The 17,362-nt window shown below is 72.0% G+C and carries 18 protein-coding genes; 10 read left to right on the top strand and 8 right to left on the bottom strand.

Going from position 1 to position 17,362, the window contains the following annotated elements; all coding sequences use genetic code 11:
* Positions 1-2 precede the first annotated feature (2 nt).
* Genes ACTZWW_RS16910 through ACTZWW_RS16900 form a run of 3 tightly spaced genes read left to right on the top strand, consistent with a single transcriptional unit; the run spans position 3 to position 2,839 of the window.
* Positions 3-1,001, top strand: a complete 999-nt coding sequence (locus tag ACTZWW_RS16910; protein ID WP_444782144.1) for a TRAP transporter substrate-binding protein — start codon at positions 3-5, stop codon at positions 999-1,001.
* 3 nt (positions 1,002-1,004) lie between these two features.
* The gene (locus tag ACTZWW_RS16905) at positions 1,005-1,556 is read left to right on the top strand and encodes a TRAP transporter small permease (RefSeq protein WP_444782143.1); all 552 of its coding nucleotides are present in this window, start codon (positions 1,005-1,007) and stop codon (positions 1,554-1,556) included.
* Positions 1,553-2,839 (top strand): TRAP transporter large permease, encoded by a 1,287-nt coding sequence (locus ACTZWW_RS16900; protein ID WP_444782142.1) that lies wholly within the window; start codon positions 1,553-1,555, stop codon positions 2,837-2,839. The genes ACTZWW_RS16905 and ACTZWW_RS16900 overlap by 4 nt, the downstream gene beginning before the upstream one ends.
* 5 nt (positions 2,840-2,844) lie before the next feature.
* Here ACTZWW_RS16900 and ACTZWW_RS16895 read toward each other — a convergent pair whose 3' ends face one another.
* Entirely contained in the window at positions 2,845-3,741 is an 897-nt protein-coding gene (locus ACTZWW_RS16895; RefSeq protein ID WP_444782141.1) for a LysR family transcriptional regulator, read from the bottom strand.
* Between the two features lie 131 nt (positions 3,742-3,872).
* On the opposite strand from ACTZWW_RS16895, the gene ACTZWW_RS16890 reads away from it, so the two are divergent.
* The 4 genes from ACTZWW_RS16890 to ACTZWW_RS16875 are packed head-to-tail and all read left to right on the top strand — an operon-like array spanning position 3,873 to position 8,258.
* Positions 3,873-5,156 (top strand): TRAP transporter large permease, encoded by a 1,284-nt coding sequence (locus tag ACTZWW_RS16890; RefSeq protein WP_444782140.1) that lies wholly within the window; start codon positions 3,873-3,875, stop codon positions 5,154-5,156.
* A gap of 44 nt (positions 5,157-5,200) precedes the next feature.
* A complete protein-coding gene (locus ACTZWW_RS16885) occupies positions 5,201-6,205 on the top strand; it encodes a TRAP transporter substrate-binding protein (protein ID WP_444782139.1) in 1,005 nt (334 codons plus the stop codon).
* Between the two features lie 25 nt (positions 6,206-6,230).
* The gene (locus ACTZWW_RS16880) at positions 6,231-6,773 is read left to right on the top strand and encodes a TRAP transporter small permease (RefSeq protein ID WP_444782138.1); all 543 of its coding nucleotides are present in this window, start codon (positions 6,231-6,233) and stop codon (positions 6,771-6,773) included.
* A gap of 45 nt (positions 6,774-6,818) precedes the next feature.
* Positions 6,819-8,258: an N-acyl-D-amino-acid deacylase family protein gene (locus tag ACTZWW_RS16875; RefSeq protein WP_444782137.1), complete on the top strand. Its 1,440-nt coding sequence runs from the start codon at positions 6,819-6,821 to the stop codon at positions 8,256-8,258.
* A gap of 16 nt (positions 8,259-8,274) precedes the next feature.
* Here ACTZWW_RS16875 and ACTZWW_RS16870 read toward each other — a convergent pair whose 3' ends face one another.
* Both ACTZWW_RS16870 and ACTZWW_RS16865 read right to left on the bottom strand, forming a co-directional pair.
* The gene (locus tag ACTZWW_RS16870; protein ID WP_444782136.1) at positions 8,275-8,976 is read right to left on the bottom strand and encodes an SDR family oxidoreductase; all 702 of its coding nucleotides are present in this window, start codon (positions 8,974-8,976) and stop codon (positions 8,275-8,277) included.
* A gap of 112 nt (positions 8,977-9,088) precedes the next feature.
* Positions 9,089-10,378, bottom strand: coding sequence for a DUF763 domain-containing protein (locus ACTZWW_RS16865; protein WP_444782135.1), 1,290 nt, complete (start codon positions 10,376-10,378; stop codon positions 9,089-9,091).
* Positions 10,379-10,525: 147 nt separating this feature from the next.
* Between ACTZWW_RS16865 and ACTZWW_RS16860 the strand changes: the two genes are divergently transcribed.
* The gene (locus ACTZWW_RS16860; protein WP_444782134.1) at positions 10,526-12,064 is read left to right on the top strand and encodes an alpha/beta fold hydrolase; all 1,539 of its coding nucleotides are present in this window, start codon (positions 10,526-10,528) and stop codon (positions 12,062-12,064) included.
* 43 nt (positions 12,065-12,107) lie between these two features.
* Here ACTZWW_RS16860 and ACTZWW_RS16855 read toward each other — a convergent pair whose 3' ends face one another.
* A complete protein-coding gene (locus tag ACTZWW_RS16855) occupies positions 12,108-12,557 on the bottom strand; it encodes a DUF305 domain-containing protein (RefSeq protein ID WP_444782133.1) in 450 nt (149 codons plus the stop codon).
* A gap of 191 nt (positions 12,558-12,748) precedes the next feature.
* On the opposite strand from ACTZWW_RS16855, the gene ACTZWW_RS16850 reads away from it, so the two are divergent.
* Positions 12,749-13,243 carry a DUF411 domain-containing protein gene (locus ACTZWW_RS16850; protein ID WP_444782132.1) on the top strand — a complete coding sequence of 165 codons (495 nt, stop codon included), beginning with the start codon at positions 12,749-12,751 and terminating at the stop codon, positions 13,241-13,243.
* 92 nt (positions 13,244-13,335) lie between these two features.
* Positions 13,336-13,521 (top strand): hypothetical protein, encoded by a 186-nt coding sequence (locus ACTZWW_RS16845; RefSeq protein WP_444782131.1) that lies wholly within the window; start codon positions 13,336-13,338, stop codon positions 13,519-13,521.
* A 65-nt stretch (positions 13,522-13,586) separates the two neighbouring features.
* Here the strand turns inward: ACTZWW_RS16845 and ACTZWW_RS16840 are convergent, their stop codons facing one another.
* From ACTZWW_RS16840 to ACTZWW_RS16825, 4 genes are all read right to left on the bottom strand, one after another.
* Positions 13,587-13,844, bottom strand: coding sequence for a hypothetical protein (locus ACTZWW_RS16840; RefSeq protein WP_444782130.1), 258 nt, complete (start codon positions 13,842-13,844; stop codon positions 13,587-13,589).
* 95 nt (positions 13,845-13,939) lie between these two features.
* Positions 13,940-14,197, bottom strand: coding sequence for a hypothetical protein (locus ACTZWW_RS16835; protein ID WP_444782129.1), 258 nt, complete (start codon positions 14,195-14,197; stop codon positions 13,940-13,942).
* A 497-nt stretch (positions 14,198-14,694) separates the two neighbouring features.
* Positions 14,695-16,773, bottom strand: a complete 2,079-nt coding sequence (locus ACTZWW_RS16830; protein ID WP_444782128.1) for a methyl-accepting chemotaxis protein — start codon at positions 16,771-16,773, stop codon at positions 14,695-14,697.
* A 223-nt stretch (positions 16,774-16,996) separates the two neighbouring features.
* Positions 16,997-17,362: hypothetical protein (locus ACTZWW_RS16825; protein WP_444782127.1), on the bottom strand; the 366-nt coding region annotated here is incomplete at its 5' end.

The following is a 17,362-nucleotide window of genomic DNA, read 5'->3' as shown; positions in this document are numbered from 1 at the left end:
CGATGAAGACCAACACCTTCTTGCTCGCCCTCGTGGCGACCACCGCCCTCGTCGCCGCGGGCGCGGCGCAGGCGGAGACCTGGCGCATGGCCCACAAGATGCCGGCCGACTCGATCGAGGGCCGCATCTTCCAGGCGGTGGCCGACCGCATCGGGGAGAAGACCGACGGCGAGATCACCGTGGAGGTCTACCCCAACGAGCAGCTCGGCAAGGACGACGCCATCCTCGAGCAGCTCCAGCTCGGCACCGTCCACATCTACCCGGAAGGCTCGGCCTACCTGCAGAAGTGGGTGCCGGAGATGAAGTTCGTCAGCGCGCCCTTCCTCTTCGACGATCGCGAGCACTGGTCGCGCTTCATGGCGAGCGATCTCGTCGACGGCTGGCACGCGACGATCGAAGACGAGGCGGGCATCGCCGTCATCGGCGATTCCACCAAGATGGTGCGGGGCCCCTATCGCGTGATGGTCTCGACGAAGCCGATCGAGAGCCTGGACGACGTCGCGGGCCTGAAGCTGCGCCTCCATCCCGACGAGCTCGCGGCCGCCGCCTGGCGGCATCTGGGCGCCGAGGTGCGCACGCTCGCCTGGACCGAGGTCTACGAGTCGCTCGGCCGCGGCATCGTCGAGGCGGTGAACAGCCCCGTCGCCCTCGTCGAGCCGATGCGCTTCTACGAGGTGGCGCCCCACATCACCCGCCACGACGAGTACCCGCAGGGCCTCGCCTTCATGGCGAACGCCGACGCTTGGAACGGGCTCGACGAGGAGACCCGCGCGCAGATTCTGGAGGCCTACGACGAGGTCGCGGCCGAGTTCGCCGCCGAGACGGATCGCGTCGCCGAGGAATCGCTCGAGCGGATGGCCGCCGAGGACGTCTCCTATTCCGTCGTCGACACGGGGCCGTTCGTCGCGCGCATGGCCGAGCTCTACCGGCAGATGGACGCCGACGGGGCACTCCCCGCCGGGTTCCTCGAGGCCGTCGACGCCTCCCGCGCCGCGAACTGAGCCATGTGGCGGCTCCTCGACCGGGGCCTCTCGGCCGCCGACAGGATCTTCCTGGCGGCGGCTAACGGGCTGCTCCTCGCCATGCTGGCGATCAACCTCGCCAACATCCTCTCGCGCCTCGTCCTCGACAGGGGCATCATCTGGGTCTTCCCCTGGACGGGGGTGCTCTTCGTCTGGATGATCTTCCTCGGCTTCTACTGCATCTACCGCCGCGGGCAGGACGTCGCCGTCGACGTCTTCGTGAGGCGGCTTCCCGGCCGGGGGCGGGCGCTCGTGCGCGTGCTCGTCGATCTCCTGGCGCTCGCGCTCCTCGCCACCGTGCTCGCGCAGGCGCCGACGCTCATTCCCCGCCAGGTCGGCGTCATCGACCTCGTCGGGATCCAGCGCTACTGGCTCTCGGTGCCGCTGTTCGTGTCGTGCTTCCTGATCGCCTGCCAGTTCCTGCTCGACCTGCGCGAGGCGGTGCTTGCGCTCGCGGACCCGGAGCGCGCCGCGCGCGAGGCGCAGGCCGCCTCCGACGGCACGACGCCCGAGCCGAGGGAGGCCCGCCCATGACCGCCGCCGCGCTCTTCGCGGGCTTCCTCGCGCTCATCGCGCTGCGCACGCCGATCACCATGGCGATCGGCATAGCCGTCATCGGCGCGCTGATGGCGGCGGGGTTCTCCAGCACGCTCTGGATCGTGCCGATGAAGGTGCTGGAGGGGGCGGGGAACGCCTCGCTGCTGGCGATCCCGTTCTTCGTGCTCACCGGCAACCTGATGAACGCGATCGGGATCACCGAGCGCATCTTCAACCTGGCGAACGCGCTCGTCGGCCATTTCCGCGCCGGCCTCGCGCAGGTGAACGTGCTCGCCTCCGTGCTGCTCGCGGGCGGCACCGGCGCGGCGGTCGCCGACATCGCCGGGCTCGGCGCGGTCGAGATCAAGGCGATGCGCGAGCGCGGCTACAAGCCCGCCTTCGCCGCCGCGATCACGGCGGTCTCGGCGATCGTGGCGCCGTTCATCCCGCCCTCCGTGCCGCTCGTCGTCTACGCCTTCCTGTCGAACACGTCGGTGGCGCGCATGTTCCTCGCGGGCATCGTGCCGGGGCTCCTCGTCGCGGTCGCCCTGATGATCTTCAATCGGTTGCTCGCCACCCGCATCGACTTCCCCCAGCAGGAGAAGGCGAGCGCAGGCGAGGTCTGGCGCCAGACCCTGTCGGGGGCCTCCGCGCTGATCGCGCCCGCGATCATCATGGGCGGCATCCTAACGGGGACGACGACCGCCTCCGAGGCCGGCGTGCTGGCGTCGGGCTACGTCATCCTGCTCGGCGCGATCTTCCGCACGCTGACCTGGGAGGCGCTGACGAAGGCGCTCACCGAGACGGTGCTGATCACGGCGATGATCATGATCATCATCGGCTTCGCCGGATCGATGGGGTGGCTGCTCGCCATCGAGCAGATCCCGCAGGATCTGGCGCGCGGCATCCCCGACCACGTCTCCTCGATCGGGATGTTCCTGCTCGTCGTTTCGGTGACCGTGCTCGTGCTCGGCTGCTTCATCGACGGGATCACGATCAAGCTGCTCCTCGTGCCGATCCTGCTGCCCCTCGTCGACGCCTACGGCATCGACCGGGTGCATTTCGGCATCGTGCTGCAGATGTCGCTGATCCTCGGCATCGCCACGCCGCCGCTCGGAATCGGGCTCTACGTCACCTCGCGGATCGCGCAGACGCCGATCGAGGACATCGTGCGGGCGGTAATGCCGTTCTTCATCCCGCTACTCATCGTGCTGGCCTGCCTCGCCGCCTTCCCGCAGCTGAGCCTGTTCCTGCCGAACCTCTTCATGGGTCCGCAGTAGCGGACTCAGCGGGCGGCGAGAACGTCGCGCAGGGTCTCGACGAGGATCGGCCCGGCGCGGCGTGTCTCGAGCGGCCGCACGGAGAGCGCCAGGATCTCGAACACGAGCGGCGGCGCGATCGGCACGGCCGCGACGCCGACATGCGTCGCGGCCTCCGCCGTGAACTCGTCCACGATCGAGACGCGCCCGAGGGTGCGTACCAGGTTCGGCACCGCGATGAGCGAGCTCGCGGTGACGCGCTCGCGCCCGCCCGCACCCTCCGCCGGCACGAGGTGCGCGACGAGCCGCCCGATCGGCCGGTCGAGCGGCATGCCGATGAGCCGCGGCTCGGCGGCGATCTCCTCCTGCGACACCGCCGTGCGGCCCTCCCACGGATGGCCGGCGGGGACGAGCGCCACGAGGCGGCCTTCGCCGATGCGCGTCGCATGGAGGTCCGGCGCATCCACCGCGCCCGCGACGATGCCGATGTCGGCGCGGCCGGCACGCAGGGCGGCGAGCTGCTGGATCGCGCCGCCGACGTCCACGTCGATCTCGAGCTCCGGCATCCGCCGCGCCACCTCGGCGATGGCGCGGGGCAGGTGGAGCTGCGCGAGCAGGCCCACGCAGGTGATGGAGAAGCGCCGGCCCTGGCCGGTGCGCACCTCCGCGATGGCCCGCTCGAGCCGATCGAGCCCGTCGCCGAGGAAACGGCTCTCGGCGTAGATTCCTTCCGCCTCCGCCGTGGGATAGATGCGCCCGCGCTCCAGCACGAACAGCGGCAGCCCCACCGCCCGCTCGAAGTCGCGCAGGAGCCGGCTCACCGTCGGCTGCGAGAGCCGGAGCAGGCGCGCGGCGGCGCTCACCGACCCCTGCTCGAAGACGGCGCAGAAGACCTGCAGACGTTGAACGGTGACGAAGCGCATGAGGAAACCTCGAACACATCCATAGAAAGCCTCTATGCGAGGTGCAAATCTTTTCTCTTTCCGAAACGGACGCCGGCTTCTCTACTGCCCTTCGAGCTGCGGCGATCGGCCGCCCGAGGGGACTGCGCGGGATGCAGGCTGGCATCGTCATCGGCTTTCTCGTGGTCGGCCTCCTGTCGGGGGCGGCGATCGCCTACGCCATCGGCGCGGCGGCGGTGCTGACCTTCGTCATCGCCGACAACACGCGCTTCCTCGCGGTCCTGCCGCAGCGGCTGTTCTCGCAGCTCGACGTCTTCGCCTTCCTGGCGATGCCGCTCTTCATCCTCGCCGGCGACCTGATGAACCGCGGCGGCCTCGCCAAGGCGCTCATCGACTTCTCGATGGCGCTGGTCGGGCGGCTGAAGGGCGGGCTCGGGCACGTCAACGTGCTCACCAGCGTGTTCTTCGCCGGCGTCTCCGGCTCCGCGGTGTCGGACGCGGCCGCGCTCGGCAACGCGCTGGTGCCCGAGATGACGCGGCGCGGCTACAAGCTCGACTACGCCGCCGCGATCACCGGCGCGTCCTCGATCATCGGGCCGATCATCCCGCCGAGCACGATCCTGATCTTCTACGGCGCCCTGATGGAGACCTCCGTCGCCGCGCTCTTCGCGGCCGGCATCGTGCCGGGCCTCCTGCTCGCCGGCGTGCTCATGGCGATGAACGCCTTCTACGCCTGGCGTGACGACCATCCCGGCGGCGCCGGGGTCGAGGTCCCCAGGCTGCTGCCCTCCTTCGCCAAGGCGCTCCCCGCCCTGACGCTGCCTGTGATCATCCTCGGCGGTACGCTGTTCGGCGTGATGACGCCGGCGGAAGCCGCCGCGGTCGCGGTCGTCGCGGCGCTCGCCATCGGCGTCGCCTACGGCGATCTCGATACGGCGCGGGTGCTGGCGAGCCTGAAGCGCACCGGCGTGCTGCTGGGCGCGCTGTTCATCATCCTGTGCGCCATCTCGACCTTCAGCTATCTCGCTGCGCTCCAGCAATGGCCGCAGGCGATCGCCGCGGCGGTGGCCGGCTTCGGCCTCTCGCCGCTCGGCTACCTGATGCTCGTCAACGTCGTCTTCCTCGTCGCCGGCATGGCGATGGACGTGAAGGCGGCGGTCGCGCTCTTCGCGCCGATCTTCGTGCCGCCCGCGCTCGCGATGGGCATCGATCCGGTGCACCTGGGAATCGTGATCTGCTTCAACATCACGACGGGGCTGCTGTCGCCGCCGCTGGGCGGCGTGCTCCTCATCCTCGCGACGACCGTGAAGATGAACTACTGGCGCCTCATCCGGGCGACGCTGCCCTTCCTCGTGGCGGAGCTCGGCATCCTGGCGCTGCTCACCCTCTTCCCCGCGATCACGCTGGCCCTGCCGCGTGCGCTCGGCCTCGCCTGAGGCCGGCCCGACCGACCAGAGAGAACAACCAAAGGAGAGCGGACATGACCCGGACAGCCTTCACCCCAGCGCTACTCGCGGCGGCCCTCCTCGTCGGCACGGCCCTCGTGCCGGACGCGGCGCGGGCGGCCGAGATCAAGATCGCCATGAACGGCGTCGACGATCCCGTCACCAACGCCGAGGCCGCCTTCGCGCGCGGCTTCGCGCAGGCGCTCGACGGCTCCGGGTTCACGGCGACGGTCTTCGCCTCCGATACGCTCGGCAGCGAGCAGGAGCGCTTCGACCAGATCGCGCAGGGCCTCGTCGAGGTGAACCTCGCCACCGTCTCCACCGCCTTCGGCATGAGCCCGCTGCTGCGCGGCGTGCTCCTGCCCTTCATGTTCGAGTCGAACGACGAGTTCGACGCGATCATCGCGCAGACTGACCTGCTCGACCAGATGAACGCACCGCTGCTACCCAACGGCGTGCGGCTCGCGGGCTTCAACTACATCGGCATGCCGATCGGCATCCACAACACCGAGGTCGCGATCACCCGGATGGCGGACCTCGAGGGCATCCGCTTCCGCGCGCTCAACGCCGAGCAGCTCGAGTACATCGAGGCGCTGGGCGCCAACGGGACGATCGTCGCCTGGTCGGAGGTGGCGAACGCGATCCAGACCGGCATCGCCGACGGCTACCTCAACCCGCCGAACTCCGCCATCCGCACCGGCCACACGGAGTTCCTCAAGCATTTCACCCAGGCCAACATCTCGCCCTCGACCCGCGCCGTGCTGATCTCCGAGGACTGGTACGCCTCCCTCTCGGACGACGAGCAGGCGACGATCGACGCGGCGATCGAGGCGGGGATCGAGGCGAACCGGGCGTGGATCGCGGAGTGGTCCGGGATCGTCACCGAGCGCCACCTGGAGGCGGGCGTCACCCTCTCCGAGCTCGCGCCGGGCGAGCGCGACAAGATGGCGGAGGCGACGCGCCCGACCTGGGAGGCGATCATGACGGCCGAGGATCTCCAGGCCTATCTCGACGCGCTGGCGCAGGTGCGCGGCCAGTGACGCCGCGCTGGATCGGAGGCGTGTCATGACGAGGACGCTGGGCAGGGCCGTCATCGCCGCGAGCGACGGGCTCGACCGCATGGCGCGGGCGCTGACCGTGACCTTCCTGTGCGTCCTCGTCGTCGCGGTGATGATCCAGGTCGTGGCGCGCTATGCCTTCTCCTCGCCGCCGGCGTGGACGGAGGAGCTGGCGCGCTACGCCATGATCTGGGCGGGGTTGATGGGCGCGACGATGTCGTTCAAGCGCCGCTTCGACCCCGCCATGTTCCAGAACCCGCGCCCGCGGCTCGCCGCGCTCGCGGTCGGCGCGGCCGTGATGCAGTCGGTCGTCGTGCTCGTCTACCTGCTGCCGATCCTCTGGCACAGCGTCTACGGGCCCGGCATGAACTTCGAGCGCGGCTTCCTGCTGCGCCACGCCCGCATGACGGCGAGCACGCTCGACCTGCCGACGCTCGCCGTCGCCATCGCGGTGCCGCTGATGGTGGTGGTCATCCTCGTCCACCTCGCCGCGCGCTGGTGCGGCGACCCGGCGGGCTCGGGCGAGTCCGCGCACGACGCCGACGGCTGAGCCGGCATACGCTCCCAATCGAGACGCATTCGAGGAGGCACCCGCATGCGGGCCGACATCCTGTTTCGCAACGCCGAGATCATCGACGGCACCGGCGCCCCGCGCCGCACCGGGGACGTCGCCGTCGTCGACGACAGGATCGCCGCCGTCGGCGACCTTTCGCGCTGGGGAGCGAACCGGGTCGAGGACTGTGCGGGGCTCGCGCTGGCGCCGGGCTTCATCGACCCGCACACGCATCACGACGAGGTCGTGCTGGCGGATCCGGACATGGCCTGCATGGTCAGCCAGGGCGTGACGACGATCATCAACGGCAATTGCGGCTTCTCGATCGCGCCCCTGACGCGTCCCGGCCCCTGGCCCGCGCCGCTGGGCATGATCCTCGGCGAGGACGCGCCGCTCTTCGGGAGCTACGCCGCCTACAGAGCGCGCCTCGACGCCGCGCCGCCCGCCGTGAACACCGCCTGCCTCATCGGCCACGGGACCTTGCGCATCAACGAGGTCGCGGATCTCGGCCGGGCGGCGGACGCGCGCGAGATCGCCGCCATGCGTGCGGCGCTCGACCGGGCCTTGGGGGAGGGCGGCATCGGCCTCTCCACTGGGCCGTTCTATCCGCCGGCGCGGGCGGCGCCGACCTCCGAGCTCGTCGCCATGGCCGAGGTGGCGCAGGCCCACGGCAAGCTCTACGTCACGCACATGCGCGACGAGGGCGACCGGGTTATCGAGGCGCTCCAGGAGACGCTGCAGATCGGTCGCGAGGCCTGCTGCGGCGTGCACGTCTCCCACCACAAATGCGCCGGGCTCGCCAATCACGGGCTCTCGGAGACGACGCTGCGGATCATCGACGAGGCCCGCGGGCGCCAGGACGTGGGGCTCGACACGACGCCGTGGATCGCCTCCTCGACCATGCTGAACTCCGGCCGCCACCGCCAGGCGACGCGGGTCATCGTCGCGGAGTCGAAGCCGCATCCGGAATGCGCCGGGCGCGACCTCGCCGACGTGGCGGCGGATTGGGGTGTCGACCTCGACGCCGCGGTGGAGCGTCTCCTGCCGGCGACCGGCATCTTCTTCATCATGGACGAGGGCGACGTGCAGCGAATCCTCGCCTACGAGCACACGATCGTCTGCTCGGACGGGATCGCCAAGGGCTCCCACCCGCATCCGCGCACCTGGGGCACTTTCCCCCGCGTGCTGGGGCGCTACGTGCGCGAGCACCCGCTGTTCACGCTCGAGGAGGCGGTGCGGCGCATGACCTCGATGCCGGCGGACCGCTTCGGGCTCGCCGGACGCGGGCGCATCGTCGAGGGCGCTTTCGCCGACCTCGTCCTCTTCGACCCGCAGACCATCCGCGAAGGTGCCACCTACGAGACGCCGACGCGCCCGGCGGAGGGCATCCGCAGCGTGCTCGTCAACGGCCGCGAGGTCTGGCGCGAGGGCGCGGGGACCGGCGCGCGGCCGGGCCGCACCCTCGACCGCGCGGCGGGCTGAGCCGCAGGCGGCGCGCTCAGGTCGCTTTCGGCGTCGGGAGGATCACGAGCTCGCTCACGTCGACACCGGCGGGCTGCGAGAGCGCATAGACGACGCCGCGGGCGACGTCGTCCGGGCGCAGCGCATCGGGCTTCGCCTCGTCGAAGAAGGGCGTGTCCACCATGCCCGGCTCGATCAGCGTGACGCGCACGCCGGTGCCGGCGAGCTCCTCGCGCAGGTTGTAGCCGATGGCGGTGACGGCCCATTTGCTGGCCCCGTACATCGAGCCGGCGAGCGTCCGGCGGCCGGCGATGGAGCCGGTGATTAGCACGTGCCCGCGCGCCGCCTTCACGTGGGGGAGCGTCGCGCGCAGGGTGTGGGCGACGCCTAGGATGTTGACCTCGACGATCCGCCGCCAGCTCTCCGGCGGCGCCCCCGAGAAGCCGCCGGGCTCGCCGCCGACGCCGGCATTGGCGAAGACGGCGTCGAGGCGCCCGAAGCGTTCGATCACGGTCGCCGCCATGCGCTCCTGGTCGGCAGGGTCGGTGACGTCGCACGGAATCGTCGTCGCGCGCTCCGCGCCCACCTCGTCGGCGAGGGCGGCGAGCTTGTCCGTCGAGCGCGCGGCCAGCGCCACGCGCCAGCCGGCCTCGACGGCTCGCCGCGCGGTCGCGGCGCCGATGCCGGTCGAGGCGCCGGTGATGAGGAGGACGCGGTCGTTGTGGGTAGTGTCGGGCATGGGGTTTCCTGTTCGGACGCTCTTGCTCGAGGCATGAATGGGACGCCGGCGGGCTGTCGCCTGCCGGCTTCGACCCAACGCGCGAGAGCGATCGAGCGATGCCTTGCGCGCTTCACGAACCCTCGACCGCCCGTGCGTCCCCGTTCTCCGGCGCCCGCTCCCACCCGAACACGCTGCGCCCGCCGTACTCGTGCGAGCGCGCCCGCTCCTGCGCCATGAACGCGTCCACCGACGGCCCCTCCGCGGTCGCCTCGAGCCGGCGGGCCTGGGCGTCGAGGCGGTGCAGGGCGGCGAGCGCGTCCGCCTCGCCGAGGCGCGCCTTGCGCACCGCGGCCTTCATCACCGCGATGGTGCGGTCGTAGACCGCGGTGGGGACGGGATAGGGATTGCGGTCCTTGCCGCCGTGAGCGAGGGAGAACCGCGCCGGGTCGCTGAAGCGGCAGGGTGCGCCGTGGACCACCTCCGCCACCATCGCGAGCGAGAGCACGGTGCGTGCGCCGACGCCCGGCGTCAGCAGCAGGTCGGGGAAGTCTGCGGGACCGCGCTCGGCGGCGGCGGCGAGCGCCCCGTGCAGGCGGCGCGCCACCACGTTCTCGGAGCGCACCTCCTCGTGCGCCGGCATCGCGAGATGCGGCAGCATCGGCTGTGCCGGCTCCTCCGGCGCCGGCGCGCGCCCGGCCGCCGCGTCGAGCCGCGCGATCTCGCCGACGATACCGTCCGGCCCCAGCTCCGCCAGCAGGTCGAGCTGGCGGACGCGCGAGACGGCGGCGCGGCGGTCGGCGAGGTTGACGATGGTGCCCTGGCCCGGCCCGTCCACCGCCGCGTGCGGGCTGTCGAGGAAGCCCGAGCGCCCCTCCGCCAGCCCCTCCGAGAGCCAATGGTAGCGCCGCGCCTGCCGGCGCTCGCCGTTCATGCCCTGCTGGATCACCGCCCAGCGGCCGTCGTCGGTGACGACGAAGCCGTGGAGGTAGAGATCGAACCCGTCCTGCACCGCGGCGGAATCGACCTTCGCGACGAGGCGGCTCGCCCGGGCCAGCGCCGCGCCGTCGATGCCGGTGCGCTCGCCGACCGCGACGAGCTCCGCCGGCGTCGCCCGCGACTGGCGCCCGCGCCCGCCGCAGACGTGGATGCCGAGCTCGCCCGCGCGCGGCCCGAGCCCGCGCTTGAGCGCGCCGAGCACGCTCGTCGTGACGCCCGACGAGTGCCAGTCCATCCCGATGACGGCGCCGAAGCTCTGGAACCAGAACGGATGCGCGAGGCGCCTCAGGAACTCGTCGCGCCCGTACTCGATCACGATCGCTTCCGCCATCACGGCGCCGAGCGCGGTCATCCGCTCCCCGAGCCAGCGGGGGACGCGGCCGCCGTGGAGCGGGAGATCGGCGCTGCCGGAGCGTTTCGTCATGAGAACGGATCGTGCACGAAATCGCCGTCGAGGCAAGCCGGAATTCTGTCGTGCACCCATGCGGAGGCGGCGGTGACGTGGTGCTCTGGCGCTCGAAGGCACAGGGTTGTAGCAGGGATATCGCCGCAGAACGACCGGGGGAATCGGATGGCCGCACGCTTCGTCGCAACCGCGAGCGCCGCCGCGCTCGTCCTGCTCGCCGCGTCGGCCGCGGCCGACGAGCCGTCCGCGCGCCTCGATCCGCAGGAGGTGGGCATCGAGCAGGTGCGCTGCACGATCGGCACGCCGCCGGACGACCCCGCCGCCTGCTTCCTCGCCTGGCTGCCCATGTCCTGGGACGCGGTGGACGAGGCCGGGCGCCTGCCCGAGGACGCGCCGCGGGTCGGCGTCCACCTGACGGTGCTCAGCAATCCCACCCGCGACGGCGAGCCGAACCCCGTCGTCGTCCTCGCGGGAGGGCCGGGGCAGGCGGCCTCGGACATGATCGAGACCTGGGGCCCGGCGCTGGAGCTGCGGCGCAGCCGCAGCGTCGTCCTCGTCGACCAGCGCGGCACCGGCCGCTCGGTCCCGAGCCTCGCCTGCCCGGACATTCCCGCGACGTTGCTCGACGGCAACCGCTTCGACAATCCGGGCTTCGCGTCCGCGGGCGCGCTCGTCGACGAGCTGCGGGCCTGTCGCGCGGCGCTCGTCGCCGACGGCATCGCGCTCGAGGCCTTCGACACGCGCGCCGCCGCCCGCGATCTCGCCGCCATCCGCAGGGCCTTCGGCTTCTCCCGCTGGAACCTCGTCGGCACGTCCTACGGCGCGAAGCTGGCGCAGGAGGCGATGCGCGTCGATCCCGACGGCATCCGCGCCGCCGTCCTCAACTCGCCGCTGCCCCTCGCGCCCGACCGCGACGGCGCCCTCGTCGCGGAGCGCCCCCGCCTGATCGAGCAGCTGGTCGCCGATTGCGCGGCCGACGGATACTGCGCGGAGACCTACGGAGATCTCGGCGAGCGGCTGCGGCGTATCGAGGCTCGGCTCGCCGAGGCTCCGCTCCAGGCGATGTTTCCCGACCCGCAGACACGGGCGCCGACGCGTGTCGAGATCGCCTGGCCAGACGTGGTCTCCATGATCGCCGGAAAGATGGCCTTCATCCCCCCGTCGCGGACGCTGCCGCGGTCGATCGCCGCACTCGATGGGCTCCTGCGCGGGCGTGTCGCGCTCACGGATGCGCAGCTCGCCGAGATCTTCGGCGTCGGCGGCCCGCCGCCCTTCGACGGCATGGCGGCGGGGCTCCACCTGTCCGTCCGCTGCCGCGAGGACGTGCCCTTCTTCGACGAGAGCAAGATGGTGGAGGCGGTGGGCGACGGGTTCTGGTTCGCCGGCGGCGTGCCGAACGCGGTCTATGCGCAGATCTGCCCGGTCTGGGACGTGCCGGCCGTGCCGGAGCCGGCGGCGCCCGTCGAGAGCGCGATCCCGACCCTCGTCCTCACGGGAGACGCCGACCCGCTGACGCCCACCCGCTGGGCGCGGGAGATCGCGGGCACGCTCCCGAACGCGCAGCTCGTGAGCTTCCGCGGCCAGGCGCACGACCTCCTCGCCTCGCTCGCCTGCGCCCGTGTCCTCGCGGCGAACTTCCTCGACGCGCCGGAGGCCCAGGTCGACGCCGGCTGCCTGGAGCCGATCCGGCCGTTCTTCGAGTAAGCGGATGCGGCCGGCGAGCCCGGTCCGTCCGGCGGCCGCGTCGTCAGTCCCGCTCCTCCAGGTCCTCGATCAGCCGCCGCATCTCGGCGATCTCGCGTTCCTGCGCGGCGATGATCTCGTCGGCGAGCGCGCGCACCCGCGGGTCGGAAATCCGCGCGCGCTCGGAGGTGAGGATCGCGATGGAGTGGTGGGGGATCATGGCGCGCATCCAGTCCTGGTCGTCGACGGTCGTCTGGCTGCGCACGAGCCACAGCGACAGCGCGAACACCGCGATCGATCCCGCGTAGATGGCGAGGTTCAGGTTGCGGCTCGAGTACATGCTCAGCATGTAGGAGAGCATGACAACGGCCATGACGGCGCCCATGAGCAGCGCCATCCACAACCGGGTCTGCGACCAGAAGACGTGCTCCCAGGCGTAGGTGTTGAGATACATCAGGCCGTACATGACGACAGTGGAGGTCGCGATCATCGCGGCGAAGCGCCAGTAGGACATCGTCGGCTCACTCCTTGCTGGGGAGCGAATCGACCCAAGCCCGATTCCGTTCCCGATCGAGCGGGCCGCGAACCCGCCATGGGCGGGCATGCACCTCTCCGCCGGGACCGGAACGCCCCGGGCGCCCGACGCGCTTGTCGTTCGCGCCGTGGAAATCTACCTTCGGCACCGATCGATCGAGGAGCATCGCCATGCCGACCCGCACCCTCGCCGGCGCCGCCGCGCTGGCTATCCTGCTGCCGCTGGCCGTCGGCTCCGCCGCCGCCGCGCCTGCGGAGCGGACGATGATCGTCCACAAGGACCCGCTGTGCGGCTGTTGCACGGCCTGGGCCGAGCAGATGGAGGCCGCCGGCTTCGTGGTCGAGGCGCGCCCCACGTCGCTGATGGCGCAGGTCAAGGCGGCGCTCGGCGTGCCCGGCGCGCTCGCCTCCTGCCACACGGCGGAGATCGACGGCTATGTCGTCGAGGGCCACGTGCCGGTCTCCGCCATCGAGGCGCTCCTCGCGCAGCGCCCTAAGGTCGACGGCATCGCGGTGCCGGGCATGCCGATGGGCTCGCCCGGCATGGAGACACCCGGCTTCGCGCCGGAGCCCTACCAGGTCGTGCTCTTCGGGGCGGAGGGGAGCACGGTGCTGGGGACCTGGGTCGGCAGCGAGCGCTTGGCCGGCGAGGAGATGGCGCGCTGACCGGGGCGGCATCGGGTCTCCTCCCGATTCCGGGGCGCGGCGGCTCTGCTAGGCTGCTCGCGGCATGCCGTCGCTCGCCCCGGAGCCCCGTCTTGGTCGCCTTCGTGCTCGCCCTGATCCTGCCCTTCGTCGCGCTCGTGATGCTCGAGCGCTACCTCGCCGCCTGCGGCGCGTTCATCCTGCAGGCGACGATCCTCGGCTGGCCGATCGCCACGGTCTGGGCGCTCGTCGCCCAGCGGGCGGCGGACGAGGCGGATCGCCGCGCATCCGAGCCCTGAGAACGCGCGACGCCCGCCGGACGGTCGGTCCGGCGGGCGTCGTCATGCCGTCACCGGCAGGTGGCTCAGCCGTGATCCTCGGCCTGCAGGCGGATCGCCTCGTGGGCGGACCAGAAGGGGGTCCCGCCGGAGACGCCGACCGGCGCCGGGGCGGCGAGCGAGCCGGTGACGTCGACGTCCGGCGTCACGCCGCGCTGGCTCTGGAAGAAGGCGTCCTTCTGCTGCGGCGCGTCGTAGAGGGTGACCTCGGAGGCGGCGGCGAAGGCCGGGCCGGCGAGCGCGACGGCGAAGGCGGCGAGGGTCAGGGTACGGAGCGTCTTCATCTGGGTCTCTCCTGTGGAATGGTCAGGGTCTCGGTGGTGGTCGGTCGGGGCGGGGCGGCGCAGTGCCGCCCCGCCGGAGCGCTGGGGCTCGAGGATCAGTTGGTGTCCTCGGCCTGCAGGCGGATCGCCTCGTGAGCGGACCAGAAGGGGGTCCCGCCGGAGACGCCGAGCGGCGCCGGGGCGACGAGCGAGCCGGTGACGTTCACGTCGGGCGTCACGCCGCGCTGGCTCTGGAAGAAGGCGTCCTTCTGCTGCGGCGCGTCGTAGAGGGTGACCTCGGAGGCGGCGGCGAAGGCCGGGCCGGCGAGCGCGACGGCGAAGGCGGCGAGGGTCAGGGTGCGGAGCGTCTTCATGATCGTGTTTCCTTTCGTCTGGTCCTGGGGGCGGGAGCGATCGAGCGTCCCGTCCGATGCACCTGATTTCGGTGCGGCGGCGCGAATTGCTACGGCTCCGTTCGCACTCACGAATTTGCGTGGATGCAAGTAATGAACGGTCGTCCTGAGGCGGAGGGTGTCGAGGCGAGCAGGCACGAGTGGTGCTATAATTCAGTATTAAAAAGAGTTTTTTCCACTCGCGTACGCCGTCGGCATTTGGTTCCAGCTTGATAGCCTCCTCACGACTCGCTCACGAATCCGTGTTCGTGCAAATCATGGCCTCGACTGGGACGCGCGGACCATCCGCCCGTCGACGCGCATGTTCGAGCGGTGGCGCCATCCGGTTTCGGCACGGGCCGCCGAGCGCCGCCGCGAACGTGATCGAGCGGCGGGGAGACCCCGCCGCTCGTCAGAAAAGCTCTGCGCTGATAGAGACTTGCGCCCGCCTCGCCGGCGCCTTCACGACCGCGTGAGGATCACGCCGCGCGCAGGCGCGCCACGAAGTCGGCGACGCGTCCGGCGAGACCGTCCGCCTGGGCGCGCATGCGCTCGGTCGCGTCCCGCGCGCTGCGGGCTGCGGCGCCGGCCTCGCCGGCGAGCCGCGAGAGGTCCGACACGTCCTGGGCGATGCCGTCCGTGCGTGCCGCCGCCGACGAAATGCGCTCGGCGATCTCCGTGGTCGCGGCCGCCTGCTGGTCGACCGCGCCGGCGATCGTGCCGGAGATCGTGTCGATCTCGCGCACCACGCCACCGATCTCGTCGACGGCCGCGACCGAGCGCTTCGTCGTCTCCTGCATGGCGGCGATCTGGGCCGAGATCTCCTCGGTCGCGCGCCCGGTCTGGCCGGCGAGCTCCTTGACCTCCGCCGCGACGACCGCGAAGCCGCGGCCCGCCTCGCCCGCGCGGGCGGCTTCGATGGTCGCGTTGAGCGCGAGCAGGTTGGTCTGCTCGGCGATGGCGGCGATCAGCTTGGTGACGCCCTCGATGCGGCTCGCGGCGGCGTCGAGCTCGGCGACGGTGGCGCTCGTGCGCGCGGCGCTGCGCGCGGCCTCGCTGGAGACCTCGGCCGCCCGGCGCACGCGGCCGGTGACGTCGCCGAGCGACGCGGTCAGCTCCTCCGTCGCGGCAGCGACCCCGGTCATCACGCTGCGGCTCTCGCCCGTGTGGTGCGCCGCCGAGGCCGAGCGCTCGGCCGTCGTGGCGACGGAGGCGGCGAGCGCCCCGCTCGCGGCTTCGGCCTCGCCCGCGGCGGCGACGAGGCTCGCGGCGGCGGCGTCGATCGTCTCCTCGAGAGTGGCCGCGATCTCCTCGAGCGCGCGGCGCCGCTCCGCCTCGGCCTTCGCCCGCTCGGCCTCCTGCGCCACGCGCAGGTGCTCCATCTCGCGCGCGTTGGTCTTGAAGACCTCGAGGGCGCCCGCGAGGCGGCCGATCTCGTCGCGGCCGGAATAGCGCGCGGCGTCCACCGAGTGATCGCCCGCGGCGACGCGCTGGAGGAGCACGGTCATCGCGTCGAGGCGACGCGAGACCCGCAGAAGGATGAACCAGGACAGCACGGCGAGCGCCACCAGCCCCAGCCCGAGGCCGATGCCTGCGAGCATCGCATCCCGACGCGCCTTGTCCGCGAGCGCGCGTGCCGCCTCGACGGCGCGGCTCGCGCCGGCCTCCGAGAGCGCGAGCGCCGGTGCGAGATGGGCGTCGGCCTGCGCGGCGAAGGCGTCGGCGTCGAGCGGGAAGTTGCCGGTGCCGGCCTCCGCCAGCATCAGCGCGCGCAGCTCGGAGTAGCCGGCGAGCCCGTCCGCGACCGCCGCCGCCGAGGCGCGCAGCGCCGGCGTGATCTCCGGGTGGCGGGCGAGGAGCGCGATCGCCGACGTCGCCTGCTCGGCGCGCTCGAAGGATTGCTGGGACTGCTCGACGGTGAGCCGGTCCAGCGGCCACTTCGCGATCGCGCCGATGAGCAGCATCGTGCGGTCGCGGCTGGCGAACGCCTGCGCCTCCCAGCCGAGCCGCTGCATCGACAGGCCGTGCGCGACGACCGACGGGATCTGCGCACCCGCCGGCTCGGCCAGCGCGCCGATGTCGAAGAAGGTGCGCATGAGGTCGTCGTAGCCGGGCACGACGCCGTCCGCGGCCGAAGAACGGCGGAAGGCCTTGAGGGCGGCTTCGTCGTCGAGCGTGGCGCGCAGGCCGACGAGCCGCTCCTCGGCCTCGCCGATCGCCGACGCGAGATCATCGCGGCCGGCGATGCGCGAGACGCGTTCCACGGTGGCGGCGAGCTCCGCGAGCGCTGTATCGACCCGAGGGCGAACGTCCCGGATCTGTGCGGCTTGCGCGGGCTCGATCGGCTCGCGCAGCGTCAGCGCGAGCTGCGCGAGGCCGCGCTCGGTGGATACGGCGGCGCTCGCGGCGCCGAGCTGTGCCTTGACGGCGGCGACCTCCTCGATTTGCCGGGAGGCCTCGATGGCGCGCAGGTTCCCGTGCAGGACGAGCCCGAGCGCGACGGTGAGCAGAGCCGAGACCGCAAGACAGACGGCCAGGCCGAGAGCACGGATGGACATCGCCAACCCTCCTTCTTGATGGCGGAGGGGACCACGATTCATCCTAAGCTTTGCTTATCTCCGCGTGCCGTATCGAATGTTACGTAACGTAAGGAGGTTCGACTGCGACGCCGGGTCGCGGAGCGTCAGGCGATGGATCGGCCCTCGCGCCGGTTCGCCGCAGAGAAAGGTCGCCGGCTCCGATGTTCCGCTAGCGGAAATGTCGCTTCCGCGCGGTCTCGTCTCAGGGAGCGGAGGCGACGCGCCTGACGGCGGGGCCCGCCGCGAAACCGGTCGTCTCGACCGCCGGGCGTCCGGGGCGGAAGCCCTGCGCGATTCCCGCAGCCGGGATGGCGACGAGGCCCGACGGCGTCGCGTCGGAGACCCGCGCGGAAGCGACGCGCACCGACGTCGTCGTCGGCGCCGAGGCGGGTACGAGGCTGCGGCCGGCGAACAGCGTGCGCAGCGCGCTGCGCTCGCGCTCCGGAAGCGCGGCCACCGTGTCCCGCGCGCGAGGTGCCGCGGGAGACGCGGCCCGTGCGGCGCTCGCCGTGGTCGTCGGTGCGCTCGCCGTCGCGGACGCGGCGGCGACCGCGGCGAAGGCGTCGGC

Source organism: Salinarimonas sp. NSM, from assembly GCF_052380005.1.
Taxonomy (GTDB): Bacteria; Pseudomonadota; Alphaproteobacteria; order Rhizobiales; family Beijerinckiaceae; genus Salinarimonas.
The sequence above is the reverse complement of the archived record's forward strand: the minus strand, read 5'-3'. Positions and strand labels throughout refer to the sequence as shown.

What these genes read in the sequence shown, in the direction of transcription:
- ACTZWW_RS16910 (WP_444782144.1), top strand. Translation starts at nt 3, where the DNA reads ATGAAGACCAACACCTTCTTGCTCGCCCTCGTGGCGACCACCGCCCTC.
- ACTZWW_RS16905 (WP_444782143.1), top strand. Translation starts at nt 1,005, where the DNA reads ATGTGGCGGCTCCTCGACCGGGGCCTCTCGGCCGCCGACAGGATCTTC.
- ACTZWW_RS16900 (WP_444782142.1), top strand. Translation starts at nt 1,553, where the DNA reads ATGACCGCCGCCGCGCTCTTCGCGGGCTTCCTCGCGCTCATCGCGCTG.
- ACTZWW_RS16895 (WP_444782141.1), bottom strand. Translation starts at nt 3,741, where the DNA reads ATGCGCTTCGTCACCGTTCAACGTCTGCAGGTCTTCTGCGCCGTCTTC.
- ACTZWW_RS16890 (WP_444782140.1), top strand. Translation starts at nt 3,873, where the DNA reads ATGCAGGCTGGCATCGTCATCGGCTTTCTCGTGGTCGGCCTCCTGTCG.
- ACTZWW_RS16885 (WP_444782139.1), top strand. Translation starts at nt 5,201, where the DNA reads ATGACCCGGACAGCCTTCACCCCAGCGCTACTCGCGGCGGCCCTCCTC.
- ACTZWW_RS16880 (WP_444782138.1), top strand. Translation starts at nt 6,231, where the DNA reads ATGACGAGGACGCTGGGCAGGGCCGTCATCGCCGCGAGCGACGGGCTC.
- ACTZWW_RS16875 (WP_444782137.1), top strand. Translation starts at nt 6,819, where the DNA reads ATGCGGGCCGACATCCTGTTTCGCAACGCCGAGATCATCGACGGCACC.
- ACTZWW_RS16870 (WP_444782136.1), bottom strand. Translation starts at nt 8,976, where the DNA reads ATGCCCGACACTACCCACAACGACCGCGTCCTCCTCATCACCGGCGCC.
- ACTZWW_RS16865 (WP_444782135.1), bottom strand. Translation starts at nt 10,378, where the DNA reads ATGACGAAACGCTCCGGCAGCGCCGATCTCCCGCTCCACGGCGGCCGC.
- ACTZWW_RS16860 (WP_444782134.1), top strand. Translation starts at nt 10,526, where the DNA reads ATGGCCGCACGCTTCGTCGCAACCGCGAGCGCCGCCGCGCTCGTCCTG.
- ACTZWW_RS16855 (WP_444782133.1), bottom strand. Translation starts at nt 12,557, where the DNA reads ATGTCCTACTGGCGCTTCGCCGCGATGATCGCGACCTCCACTGTCGTC.
- ACTZWW_RS16850 (WP_444782132.1), top strand. Translation starts at nt 12,749, where the DNA reads ATGCCGACCCGCACCCTCGCCGGCGCCGCCGCGCTGGCTATCCTGCTG.
- ACTZWW_RS16840 (WP_444782130.1), bottom strand. Translation starts at nt 13,844, where the DNA reads ATGAAGACGCTCCGTACCCTGACCCTCGCCGCCTTCGCCGTCGCGCTC.
- ACTZWW_RS16835 (WP_444782129.1), bottom strand. Translation starts at nt 14,197, where the DNA reads ATGAAGACGCTCCGCACCCTGACCCTCGCCGCCTTCGCCGTCGCGCTC.
- ACTZWW_RS16830 (WP_444782128.1), bottom strand. Translation starts at nt 16,773, where the DNA reads ATGTCCATCCGTGCTCTCGGCCTGGCCGTCTGTCTTGCGGTCTCGGCT.